The organism is Rhizobium sp. Root708, assembly GCF_001429725.1.
Taxonomy (GTDB): Bacteria; Pseudomonadota; Alphaproteobacteria; order Rhizobiales; family Rhizobiaceae; genus Rhizobium.
Genome location: NZ_LMHV01000002.1, coordinates 25,373 through 37,613 on the forward strand (window position 1 = coordinate 25,373; position 12,241 = coordinate 37,613).

13 protein-coding genes are annotated in these 12,241 nt (G+C 59.3%); 12 read left to right on the plus strand and 1 reads right to left on the minus strand.

The features are described from left to right. The first annotated feature begins 21 nt into the window (after window positions 1–21). The 9 genes from ASE04_RS02380 (at window position 22) to ASE04_RS02420 (ending at window position 8,550) form a co-directional block, all read left to right on the plus strand. Window positions 22–996: an alpha/beta fold hydrolase gene (locus ASE04_RS02380; RefSeq protein ID WP_056811398.1), complete on the plus strand. Its 975-nt coding sequence runs from the start codon at window positions 22–24 to the stop codon at window positions 994–996. A gap of 94 nt (window positions 997–1,090) precedes the next feature. Continuing rightward, window positions 1,091–1,714, plus strand: coding sequence for a pyridoxamine 5'-phosphate oxidase family protein (locus ASE04_RS02385; RefSeq protein ID WP_056811401.1), 624 nt, complete (start codon window positions 1,091–1,093; stop codon window positions 1,712–1,714). Window position 1,715: 1 nt separating this feature from the next. Beyond that, window positions 1,716–2,186, plus strand: coding sequence for a nuclear transport factor 2 family protein (locus ASE04_RS02390; RefSeq protein ID WP_056811404.1), 471 nt, complete (start codon window positions 1,716–1,718; stop codon window positions 2,184–2,186). A 12-nt stretch (window positions 2,187–2,198) separates the two neighbouring features. Continuing rightward, entirely contained in the window at window positions 2,199–3,050 is an 852-nt protein-coding gene (locus tag ASE04_RS02395) for an alpha/beta fold hydrolase (protein WP_056811408.1), read from the plus strand. 304 nt (window positions 3,051–3,354) lie between these two features. Next, window positions 3,355–4,050 carry a lysozyme inhibitor LprI family protein gene (locus tag ASE04_RS02400; protein WP_056811411.1) on the plus strand — a complete coding sequence of 232 codons (696 nt, stop codon included), beginning with the start codon at window positions 3,355–3,357 and terminating at the stop codon, window positions 4,048–4,050. Between the two features lie 468 nt (window positions 4,051–4,518). Next, entirely contained in the window at window positions 4,519–5,865 is a 1,347-nt protein-coding gene (locus ASE04_RS02405) for an LLM class flavin-dependent oxidoreductase (protein WP_056811414.1), read from the plus strand. Between the two features lie 10 nt (window positions 5,866–5,875). Next, window positions 5,876–6,718, plus strand: a complete 843-nt coding sequence (locus ASE04_RS02410; RefSeq protein WP_056811418.1) for an ABC transporter permease — start codon at window positions 5,876–5,878, stop codon at window positions 6,716–6,718. 43 nt (window positions 6,719–6,761) lie between these two features. Further along, window positions 6,762–7,769 (plus strand): ABC transporter substrate-binding protein, encoded by a 1,008-nt coding sequence (locus ASE04_RS02415; RefSeq protein WP_156408681.1) that lies wholly within the window; start codon window positions 6,762–6,764, stop codon window positions 7,767–7,769. 13 nt (window positions 7,770–7,782) lie between these two features. Further along, the gene (locus ASE04_RS02420; RefSeq protein ID WP_056811420.1) at window positions 7,783–8,550 is read left to right on the plus strand and encodes an ABC transporter ATP-binding protein; all 768 of its coding nucleotides are present in this window, start codon (window positions 7,783–7,785) and stop codon (window positions 8,548–8,550) included. Between the two features lie 164 nt (window positions 8,551–8,714). Here ASE04_RS02420 and ASE04_RS02425 read toward each other — a convergent pair whose 3' ends face one another. Then, window positions 8,715–9,917 (minus strand): MFS transporter, encoded by a 1,203-nt coding sequence (locus tag ASE04_RS02425; protein ID WP_200960674.1) that lies wholly within the window; start codon window positions 9,915–9,917, stop codon window positions 8,715–8,717. A gap of 107 nt (window positions 9,918–10,024) precedes the next feature. On the opposite strand from ASE04_RS02425, the gene ASE04_RS02430 reads away from it, so the two are divergent. The 3 genes from ASE04_RS02430 (at window position 10,025) to ASE04_RS02435 (ending at window position 11,952) form a co-directional block, all read left to right on the plus strand. Then, window positions 10,025–10,963, plus strand: a complete 939-nt coding sequence (locus tag ASE04_RS02430; RefSeq protein ID WP_056811422.1) for an AraC family transcriptional regulator — start codon at window positions 10,025–10,027, stop codon at window positions 10,961–10,963. A 37-nt stretch (window positions 10,964–11,000) separates the two neighbouring features. After that, window positions 11,001–11,171, plus strand: coding sequence for a hypothetical protein (locus ASE04_RS30560; protein WP_156408682.1), 171 nt, complete (start codon window positions 11,001–11,003; stop codon window positions 11,169–11,171). A 205-nt stretch (window positions 11,172–11,376) separates the two neighbouring features. Then, the gene (locus ASE04_RS02435; RefSeq protein WP_056811425.1) at window positions 11,377–11,952 is read left to right on the plus strand and encodes a nuclear transport factor 2 family protein; all 576 of its coding nucleotides are present in this window, start codon (window positions 11,377–11,379) and stop codon (window positions 11,950–11,952) included. The last annotated feature ends 289 nt before the right edge of the window (window positions 11,953–12,241 follow it).

Consider the following 12,241-nt stretch of genomic DNA (forward strand, 5'->3'; position numbering starts at 1 on the left):
CATTATTATTGGGAGACCATTATGCGTAGTTTGATTTTATGCCTGATGCTGGCAACCGCCACCATGACAACGGCAGCAGTGGTCGGCGCTGTCCCCGCGACAGCCTCGGGAGACGTTCGCAAGGCCCCGGTTCCCGTCCACTACAGAACCGCAAATATTGAGGGCCTTGATATCTTCTACCGGGAAGCCGGTCCCGTCGATGCTCCGGTTGTTCTGTTTCTGCATGGTTTTCCGACGTCCTCACACATGTTCCGCAACCTGATCCCGCTGCTTGCGGATCGCTACCACGTCATCGCGCCTGACTATCCGGGCTATGGCCAGAGTGCCGCTCCCGATCATGACAAATTTGCCTACACGTTTGCCGGAACCGCCAATATCGTCGACAAACTCATGGATCATTTGGCGGTCAAAAGTTACGCGATGTACGTCATGGATTATGGTGCGCCGGTGGGCTACCGCCTGGCGCTGAAACATCCGGAGCGGGTCAGCGGACTGATCATCCAGAACGGCAACGCCTATGACGAGGGGCTGAAGGAGTTTTGGGATCCGATCAAGACCTACTGGTCCGACGGATCGGCCAAGAGCCGCGAGGCGCTCAATGGTCTCGTCACGCTCGAAACGACGAAGTTCCAATATACCGACGGGATGGAGGACGTGTCCCGCATCAGCCCTGACAATTGGGTTCACGATCAGGCACTGTTGGACCGGCCGGGCAACCGCGATATTCAGCTCGACATGCTGTACGACTACCGCACCAATGTGCCGCTCTATCCAGACTTCCAGAGCTTCTTTCGCGAGCGCAAACCACCCACACTGATCATCTGGGGCAAGAACGATTACATTTTCCCTGAGGCAGGTGCTCATCCTTACCTCAGGGACCTTCCAAATGCCGAGGTCCATATCCTGAACTCCGGTCATTTCCTGCTCGAGGAGAAGCTGGATGTCGCGGCACCGCTTATCAACGACTTCCTGGATCGCAACATCGCAAGCAAGTGACTCAGTCGATGGTTGAAGATGCGACCGAGGTTCCGGCGAGTTAAGGTCGCACCGTTACATAGCAGGGCAAGCACTTGAAGTCCGGAGGCAAACCATGCCGTATCATTTTCTGGAAGTAGCAATCACTCCGAATGTGCGGCTGGCACAGGCTGAAATGGGAGCCGATCAAATCTGGTTAGGCGACCATCATCGCGAGTCGGATAGCTTCACCGAAAGTGAGCTTGCCTTCATCGCTGCGCGCGACAGTTTCTACATGGCATCCGTCTCGGAAACCGGCTGGCCCTACGTGCAACATCGCGGCGGGCCACCGGGTTTCCTCAAGGTGATTGACAGCAAGACGCTGGCATTCGCGGAGTACAGAGGCAACCGCCAATATATCAGCACCGGAAACTTCGCCGCGAACGACCGAGCCTGTCTGTTTCTGGTCGACTACCCACGGCGCGCACGCCTCAAAATCTACATGCGCGTCGAGAAGCTGACACTCGACATCGACCCCGCGTTGACCAGTCTGGTTTTCGACGCCGGGTACCGGGCAAAGACGGAGCGGATTTTCCGGCTCCGGCTGGAAGCGTTTGATTGGAACTGCCCTCAACATATCACCCCTCGATACACCGAGCGCGAGGTCGAGCAGGCCGTTACGCCACTGCGTGAACGCTTGGCCCAGCTGGAAGCCGAGAATCTGGCGTTGCGCACCCGCCTCGAAGCGACTGGAGAATAGCATGGACACCACAAGAGCACCCCTTCCACCCTTTTCCCTGTCATCGGCAATGGAAAAGGTGCGGCTTGCCGAGGATGGCTGGAACAGTCGCAGCCCCGAAAAGGTGGCGCTGGCCTATACCCCCGATAGTGAATGGCGCAATCGGTCCGAGTTCGTAAACGGCCGCGAGGCGATCATCGACTTTCTCAGCCGCAAATGGCGGCGCGAGCTTGAGTACCGGCTGATCAAGGAGCTCTGGGCCTTCGCCGACAATCGCATCGCGGTTCGCTTCGCCTACGAATGGCACGATGACAGCGAGAACTGGTTCCGCTCCTACGGCAACGAGAACTGGGAATTCGAAGCCAACGGCTTGATGCGAAAACGCTTCGCCTCCATCAACGACGTTCCGATACAAGAACAGGACCGGCGGTTTCACTGGCCGCAGGGTCGCCGCCCGGACGAACATCCTGGTCTCAGCGACTTTGGTTTCTAGGGCGGGCCACAGATGAAACATCCAACCTACCACCGCGTGGATGTCGACGGCATCGACATCTTTTTTCGGCAGGCTGGAGAACCGGCGAAGCCGACCCTGCTGCTGCTTCACGGCTTCCCATCTTCAAGCCACATGTTTCGCGATCTCATTCCGCAGCTCGCTGACCGGTTTCACCTGATCGCACCCGACATACCGGGGTTCGGTCAGTCCGCATCGCCTTCTCGTGAACAGTTTGCCTACACGTTCGACAATCTTGCCAATGTCGTCGCAAGATTCATCGAAATCTTAGGCATTGAAAGTTTCGCTCTTTATACTTTCGACATCGGAGCACCGATCGGGTTCCGGATCGCGATGGAGCGTCCCGAGCGCGTGACCGCGATCATTTCTCAGAATGGCAATGCCTACGAGGAGGCTTTGGGCGACGTCTGGGAACCGATCAGGCGCTACTGGGCCGAACCGAACCAGACCAATCGAGAAGCGTTGCGTGAGATCTTGAAACCTGCGGCAATCCGCTGGCAGTACGAGCACGGCGTTTCGAGCTTGTCGGACATTTCACCCGATGGTTATTCGCTGGACGCATTCTACATGGCGCGCCCTGATGCCGAGGAAATCCAGCTCGACATTGCGCTCGATTATGCGAGTAACGTGGCTATGTACCCTGCCTTCCAGGCCTATTTTCGCGAGCATCGGCCCCGGCTTCTGGCGGTCTGGGGTGACAAGGATCCATTCTTTTTGCCGGTGGGTGCAGAAGCGTTCCGACGGGATTTGCCGGATGCGGAGGTTCGTCTCCTCGACACCGGACATTTCGCGGTGGAGACGCACGGCTCGGAGATCGCCGCCGCCATTGTGGCCTTCCTGGTTTAGAAGATCATCAACGCCCCACCGCTTTCTCGCGATGCCGGCATCGCGAGTTCTTCCTGTTTGATAGGGCACTCAGGAACTGCCATTGCTTGCCAGTCGAAATCTCCCTCACCTCAGCAGATGACGGCGTCATCGAGGCAAAGGCATTCATCACCCTCCATGTGATCACTGGCGGCCTATCACCCCATATCTCTCTTAAATCGACCTCCTGACGATGACTAGAAATCTGTTTAATCAACGCTCGAAATGGGTGACAGCTGACCGCAATCGTGGGTAGTTATTACGTTCATACGTTCGGAGTGAAGATATGCGGAAGCTTGCCTGGTCAATTGCGTTGCTTAGCTCACTCTTTGCGTGTTCTGCAGTAAACGGGGCGGGTTTCAATTGCTCCAGGGCAAAGACCCCTGACGAAAAGCTTGTTTGTCATGACCCGCTACTCTCACACCTCGATGACCTGTTCAACGCCCGGTATGCCGCCAATAAGAAGCTGGCGTCCAGCAACGATGACAACCATGCGGCTCGCAACTTCCTCGCAGATCGCCGAGAATGTCGCGATGACCGTCCGTGCGTTTTAAGTGCTTACTTGGCGATCCTGTGGGAGATATCGCCTGACAAGAACGACTTCATGTCTGAAATTTCGGCGCAATCTCTCGCTAACGGGCAGCAGTCCAGCACTTCGGCAATACCAACAAAGATCGGCCAGTGCACGATGACTTCGGTGACCGATGTCCATCCCCGTGTCGGCGCCGAAGGCGTTCCAACCACAGATCAAGATTTCGATTCCGGGACAGGTATCGACTACGCCAACGACGGCTATCAGGTATCTTATTTCCGCGAGGATGCCCTGATCGATTCAAAAGCGGGCGATCCAGTGGAGATGTGCCTTGTGGAAATTGATCGAGATTGTGATCCTGATGAGGACGGCCACTTGTTCCTCGTAACGAACAATAGGACGCATCAAACCTGGATATTGCCGGAAGCGCAGCACAAGTGTGGCCGATAGGGATGTGCCGGCGATCCGAGAGTTCAGATCTTCCTGGGCGGCGGGACCTACGACGTCATTCGAGACGATAACGATCGCAATGGCCGTTTTAGGAGGGCGTCCACGGCGACGTCGGTTCGGACATTCAAGGAGCGCGGCGAGCGGACGATCGCATGGGCAACTCCGGATAAGGCGCCTCGACGCGTTCAAGAGGTGGAACACAAGTCGCTGCTGGTGGAAGCCTGAGGGGTCGCGTCAAAAAACGCTCGGTCTGGCGGGCAAGCGATAGCGCCCGGATCAAAAGCAACGGCACTTACGCGCCCTCCCGACCGCGGCTTGGGTCGATAATGTCGGCATACGACACGTTTGGGGAAAGAAATTCCCGTCTCTTTCGACGTCGCCGAAAAATGAAATCTATAATTTCTATGTAATTAATCGCATCATTTCGCCACCTATCGGCTCCCGAGCCAAAATGAGTGGAGGACGCAAATGACGCGACAGATCAAACTTGGTGCCTTTTTGCCGGGAGGCGGGCAGCATATCGCTTCCTGGCGTCATCCCGACCAACCTCTCGACGGCGCGGTCAATCTCAAGTTTCACATCGAGCTGGCGCAAGCCGCCGAACGTGGACTGTTCGATGCTTACTTCCTCGCCGACGGGCTGGCTGTTGCCTTTGGGGGCGGCGTCGAAGGCGGAAATGCCAAGGTAGCGGGTTTCGAGCCGCTCACGCTCTTTTCCGCGCTTGCCCCTTTTACCGAGCACCTCGGTTACATCGCGACGGCGTCCACCACATACGAAGAGCCTTACGCGGTTGCGCGCAAGTTCGCGTCGCTTGATCTCATCTCCGGCGGACGGGCCGGATGGAACGTCGTCACCACGGCCACCGAGGCTGCGGCAAAAAATTTCAATCTGGATCAGCAACTGCCGCATGCGGCGCGATATCGACGCGCGGCCGAGCATGTCGAAGTGGTGAAAAAACTCTGGGAGAGCTTCGAGGACGACGCGTTCATCCGCGATCGTGCAAGCGGTGTCTATTTTGATGTAGACAAGGTCCACCGTACCGACCACCGCGGCGAGCACTTCAAGGTCGAGGGCCCGTTGAACGTTCCGAGATCGCCGCAGGGACATCCGGTCATCGTGCAGGCCGGTCAATCGGAAGATGGTCGTGGCCTGGCAGCCTCTACGGCCGAAGTGATCTTCACCGCTCACCAGAAACTGCACACTGCCCAGGAATTCTACAGGGACATCAAGAACCGGGCGCGCGCCATCGGTAGAAATCCGTCCCATGTCCTTGTCATGCCGGGCGTTTCTCCTTTTGTCGGGCGTACCGAAGAGGAGGCGCGCGAGAAATACGAGCGCCTGACGAGCCTAATTATCGAGGAAGACGGTCTTGCGCTGATCAATGCGCTGAGCGGAGGTGAGCTCGACCTTGCCGGTGCCGATCTGGATGGCCCTTTGCCGCCAGCACCGCCGACCGAAGGCATGAAGAGCCGTCAGGAGCTCATTCGGCGGATCGCCGACGAGAACAATTTCTCCATACGCCAACTCTACCAGTGGATCGCCTCGGCTCGCGGACATTTCACCATCGTCGGGTCGGCCATCCAGATCGCCGATACACTCCAGGAATGGTTCGAGAACGAAGCGGCTGATGGTTTCAACATCCTGCCGCCTTGGCTGCCGACGGGCCTGACCGATTTCGTCGAACTGGTGGTTCCCGAGCTCCAGCGCCGAGGCCTGTTCCGTACCGCTTACGAGGGCAAGACGCTTCGCGAAAACCTCGGCCTGCCCTTCCCGCAAACCCGCTGGGTATCCGGCTACAACCAAGCCGCGGAATGAGGAGATAACGATGTCACTTGAAACCGAACAGAGATACGTCCCCACATTTCGCGAGACGCTGGCATCAAGGGCCTTCCCGACAAACGTCCTGTTACCCGGGTCAATCAGTTTCCTGTCGCGATGGGGATTGCTCATTGCATTTGCAGTATTCTGGCAAATAGCACCCGCGATGGGTTGGACAAACCCAGCGGTCCTGCCGACGCTAAGCTCGATCCTGACGGCACTCTGGAGCGGCATCAATGGCGGTCCGCTATTAAACGATATCGCGATCAGTCTTCAGCGGGCCGGCATCGCCTTTGGGGCCGCTGCGGTCGTCGGCATTCCGCTCGGCCTCTTCATGGGACAGGTCAAGCTGATCGAGCGAAGCCTCGACCCAATCCTGCAGCTGTTTCGGCAGACATCAGCCCTGGCACTCTATCCGGTTTTCATCCTGCTGCTCGGCCTTGGCGAGACATCAAAGATCTTCGTGATCTTCTGGGCGACGCTCTTTCCGATCCTTCTCGCCACCATTGGCGGCGTCAAGCAGGTCGATCCGAAGCTTCTCGAGATGGCGAGGGTTTACGGAGCAAAGCCGCTGACGATCTTCCGTCGCGTCGTCCTGCCAGCCTCCCTGCCCCAGATCTTCGTCGGCTTGAGGCTCAGCGCCACCACGTCGCTTTTGCTGCTCATTGCGGCGGAAATGATCGGGGCGAACTCCGGTGTCGGCTTCCAGGTGATGAACGCGCAGTACAATTTCCAGATTCCGCTGATGTTCGCGGCGATCTTGCTGCTGGCGCTCCTGGGGCTCTTGGCAAACCTTGTCTTGGAATTGCTGCAGGCCCGGCTTTGCCGCTGGTCCAGGCCCAGATCCTAGTTTCCCTAAACACACCAATCCAATTCTCGATGGAGCACACACAATGACGTTGATATCGCGCCGTTCATTCACACGGCTGGCCGCCGTTATGGCCACGCTTTCCATTTCCATCCCAGCGGGCGTGGCTTTTGCCGCCGATCCGGAGCAAGTGACGATCCGGTATCTCTCAAGTCAGGGTGGTCTTTCCGCACACGAACTGGCGGATGCTCTCGGATACTTCAAGGGAACCGGCATCACCTTGCAGGACGTCGGTTATGCGCAGGGCGGGCCGGCGTCGCTTTTTGCGTTGGCATCCGGCAACGTGGAACTTGGGAGCGCTGCTACGGCCGCTGTCTTGAATTCCATCGCCGGCGGTAACGACTTCGTTGCCGCCTATGCGTCGAACGGGATCAACAAGACGACTGAAAGCATTTTCTATACCCTGGAAGGTAGCCCGATTAAGTCCATCAAGGACCTCGAGGGCAAGACGATCGCCGTCAATACGCTTGGCGCGCACCTCGACTACACTGTCCGCGAGGCGCTTCATTCCGTTGGCCTCAAGGAGAATGCCGCCAAGCTCGTCGTCGTGCCCGGGCCGCAGCTGGAACAGGTTCTTCGCTCCAAGCAGGTAGATATCTCCGCCTTCGGCTACTGGCAAAAGACATTCGAGGGTGCCGCTCTCAAGAACGGCCCGCTGCAAAAGGTCTTTGGAGACACCGACGTTCTCGGCGAAATCGCCGGCGGCTTCGTCGTCCTGCGCCGCGACTGGATCAAGGAACATCCGCAGGCGGCCAAAATCTTCGTCGAGAAATCCCAGGACGCCCTGGAGTTTGCTCGTACTCACCCCGAGGAAACCAAGGCAGCGATCGCCAAGGCCCTTTCGGCGCGCGGCGAGAATGCGGAGATCGCCCAGTATTTCACCGGCTACGGCGTTCGCGAAGGCGGCAAGACAATTCCTCGCGACCTGCAGTTCTGGATCGACATCCTTGTACGGGGTGGAACGCTGCCTGCCGGCAAGCTGAAGGCCGAAGACATTCTCTACGATCCGGCAAACTTTGCCGCCGCCAACTAGAGGAGTGATTAACATGGCGCTTGCTGACGTGGCACCCCGTGGTGAAGTCTCGATCAAGAATCTCTCCAAATCCTACTCCATCAATGGACGTCAGCTGAACGTGTTGAGCGGCGTCAATAATCGGGTGCGTCCGGGCGAGTGCCTCGCAATCGTCGGCGCGTCCGGTTCGGGCAAGACAACGCTCCTGCGGGTGCTGGCCGGTCTGGAGGATGCCGATAGTGGCGAGGTCGCGGTTGACGGCCAACCGATCCGTGGCGTCGGCAACGACCGCGCCGTAATATTCCAGGAGCCAAGGCTGCTACCCTGGCTCTCGGTCCTCGACAACGTTGCCTTTCCGCTCGAGAACCGCGGTGTAAAAAAAGCTGCGGCAAGGCAGTTCGCCGCGCGCTATGTGAAGCTCGTTGGTCTTGCCGATTTCGCGGAAGCTCTGCCATCGCAGCTTTCCGGCGGCATGGCCCAACGGGTCGGCATCGCCAGAGCCTTGACCGTCCAACCTGGGATCCTGTTGCTCGATGAACCGTTCGGCGCACTTGATGCAATGACGAAGATCTCGATGCAGGAAGAGCTTGCCCGCATCTGGAGCGAGGAAGCGGTCACCATGATCCTCGTGACGCATGATCTCGAGGAAGCGGTCTTCCTTGCCGACCGGGTTTTGATCCTTTCCAAGGACAAGGCCCGAACGCACGAGATCGAAGTTGACCTGCCACGCCCGAGGAACAGAAGCGATAGCAAGTTCGTGAAGCTGCGCCAGGAACTCCTCAACGAGTTCGGCTTGCATTGATCCCGCGAATCTTTCCGGCTTTGGAGAGAATACGACCAGGGCTCAAAACCCTGGATCGATTGCCGGCCAGACGTCCCACCCGGGGCCAGGTCAACTGGTTTCCCTATCTGCAAACGGCCACCTGAAAGACCCGCGCGGCTCATCGCTGCGCGGGTCTCAAGCATTCAGCCCGCAGTTGCCATCCTGCGGCGGCTGGCGACGCTGATCAGGGTGGCGCCAAGCAGGGCAGCGACGCCGGCGAAGGCGAAGACGCCCGCCGCGCCCTGGATATCCACAATAAGCCCGCCAAGCACGGCGCCGCTCGATATCGCGATCTGAAACGTCGTCAGCATGAGGGCGCCGGCGCTCTCCGCTTCATCGGCGGCCGCCTGTGTGACGAAGCTCTGCACGCTGACCGGCAATGCACCGAAGGCAAAGCCCCACAGGGCTGTCGCGGCGGCGGCCAGCGCCGGCGCCTCACCGGCGAAGGCAAGCAGGAAGGTGGTGACCGCGATGCCGCTGGCGGCAAGCGCCATGGCGAGCGTCGTGTTGCGCTCAGCGATCAGGCCGCCGGCGATATTGCCGAGGAAGCCGCCAATGCCGAAGGCGAGAAGGATACCGGAAATCGCCTCGACGCCGAAATGCGGCACCGTTTCAAGAAAGGGGCGGATGAAGGTGAAGCCCGCGAAGTGACCGGCAACGACGAAGAGCACTGTGGCGAGGCCGAGCCGGATGGCCGGACGGCGCAAGACCGAGGCCATCGTACCTAGGCCGGCCGAACCTGTCGGCGGCATGGCCGGAAGCGTCAACGCTTGGACGACGAATGCGACAACGCCAAGCGCTGAGGCGATCCAGAAGGCCGCTCGCCAGCCGAACGCCTCGCCGACCCAGGCTCCGACAGGCGCCGCACAGACGGTTGCCGCGGACACGCCGGTCATGACGATCGCCATGGCGCGCGGCATCAGCCGCTCCGGCACGAGGCGCATGGCAAGCGCCAGTGACATTGCCCAGAAGCCGCCAAGCCCGACGCCGAGCAGCGCGCGTGACAGGAGCAGAGTCACCAGCCCGTTTGCCGTGGCGGCGATCAGGCTCGAGATGATGAGCAGGCTGGTCAGCGCCAGCAGCGTGTAGCGTCTATCAAAGCGGGCCGTGCCGAGCACGATGCCCGGCCCGGCCAGCGCGCCGACCACGGCCGTGGCCGTCACCGATTGTCCGGCCGCGCCGAGGCTGACGCCAAGGTCATGCGACATCGGTGTCAGCAGGCTCGCGGGTAGAAATTCCGCCGTGACGAGCCCAAATACACCAAGCGACAGCGAAACAACGCCTGCCCATGCAGCAGGTGTCTCACCCTTCACGGCTGGACGGTTGATCTCCGAGTGAATGTTCATATGCATCTCCGTCATTTCTGCGGCGACGCTACGCTCAAGCATCTGGCGTTTCCATGCCGGAAAAGCTATAAAGCATAACAATTCGTCCAAACCTGCCGGAGGCCATGATGACCGATCCATTGACCGAGATGCTGCGCGGGCTGCGGCTCGACGGCGTCGAATATGGTCGCTGCCAGCCATCAGCGCCTTGGGCCACCGCCTATCCGGCGAAGGCCGAAGCGCAATTTCACTTCCTGGCGGCGGGCAGCGCCTATCTGCAGGCACCTGATGGCGAGTGGACGGAGATGCGCCCCGGCGACGCCGTGCTGTTACCACGCGGCGATGCGCATGTGCTGGCAAGCGAACCGGGCATTTCGCCGACCCCGGTCGACTGCCTGCCGCGCAAGCCGCTCTGCGATGGCATCGTGGACCTGCAATGTCCATGCACCGACAGCAACAATCTCATCTTTTTCGCAGTGATGCGCTTCAATGTCGACAAGCGCCATCCGCTCCTCAACCTGATGCCCGATGTGATGCGCACCAGCGATCTCGCCAAGAGCGAGCCGACGATCCCGCCGCTTCTCGACGCCATGATGCGGGAGGTCGAAATGAACCGGGTGGGCGCCGGCGGTATCCTGTCGCGCCTCGCCGACGTGTTGACGGCGACGATCATCCGCACATGGGTGGAGCATGGCTGCGGCGACGCCAGCGGCTGGCTCGCCGCCGTGCGCAACCCGGAGGTCGGGCGGGTGCTGGCGGCGATCCACCTCGACCCCGCGCACGACTGGAGCGTGAACGAACTGGCGCGCCACATGGGCGCGTCGCGCTCGGGTTTCGCCCAGCGCTTCGTCAGCGTCGTCGGCGAGACACCGGCGCGTTATGTGGCGCGGATGCGGATGCACCAGGCCCATGAATGGCTGCGTGAGGGGCAGCGCGTGGCAGCGGTCGCCGAACGGCTCGGCTACGATTCGGAGGCGTCGTTCAGCCGTGCGTTCAAACGGGTGATCGGCGCTTCACCGAGCCATTTTCGAGAGAAGCGGAAGGACTATGGCGCTGCGACACCGTGAACGGGGCGATGAGGAGGCAGCGGCCTGAACCAAGGTTATGCGCCTCCGGTCTGGTGTACCGTCTGCCGATCGTACGTTGCGGATCGCCGATAATATCAAGGCGCTCAAAGTAGATTTCTCCGAGGCCGAACTGGATCGCGCATTTTCACCCGGAGCCATCGTCGGCAACCGCTACCCCGATTTCGTCATGAAGTGGGCCGCCCAGTAGCCGGCCACAAGGGAATAGAACGACATCGCCGGAATAAAAAGACCCGGTCGAGGCGGGACCAACGGAAAAGTTGAAAAGCGTCCGCTCAGGGAGACCGGACCGGACGCTTTCAACTTGGCAACCACTACTTCGGATATTTCCGCAATCTATCACTTCCCGCTATTTTTTCATTCATCGCGAGAATTCTACGCCCTGGAGATCTAAAATGAGCGAAAGTTTGGAAGACCGTATTGCGATATCCGATCTGATGATTGGATGGATTCACCGCGACCTTGCCCAATGGGACAATCTTCGACAGCTGTTTCATGACGACGGCGTGATCGAGGTCACATGGTTCGAGGGTAGATTCGACGATTTCGTGGACGCCTCGATGCGCATGGGGGCGTCCAGTTTTAAGAACAAGCACGTCATCACATCGCCAGTCATAACGTTCAACGGCGGCAAGGCTATTGCTGAAACCAATGCCATGATCGTTGGCGAAAACATCGATCTGGGGATAGGCTGCGTCAATCACAACAGATTTTATGACAGGATCGAAAAGCGCCAGGGAGTCTGGAAAATCGTCAACCGTCAGAGCATCTACGACATGGGGTCGTTCACCTTCCCATCTGGAAACCGCGATATCGATCCGGAGGTCGTCAACCGTTATCCGCGCGAATACGCTCCCCTCGGCTATGTGCTCGAAAAAAGCGGCTTTCCCGTAAGACGAGTCTTCGCGACAAAAGGAAGCGATCTCGAAAAATCGATGAAGGCTGAAGGGATGGAATGGCTTGCTGCCTGACCGGGCGAGCCGAGCGACCTACGCTTAATTTCGTTGGACCACACAAAGTAGTCCCACGGGCCGGACGGCCCTGCCGCGGCAGGCTCCGTCCCGTCCAAGGAGCAACGGACTATCGGAAGCCGGCTTTCCAGGCCAAGGCCCTGACATTGCCCATCGGCTTCACATGAAGCTAGATCGAGCCGTCCACCGCTTTCAAGTACGGTTGGTGATCGCCAAGCGGGGTCGGTCTCTTATCGCCGCGACGTGCGTATCTCACACGAAAGTCGCCGCTCATGTCTTCCTGGAGCCC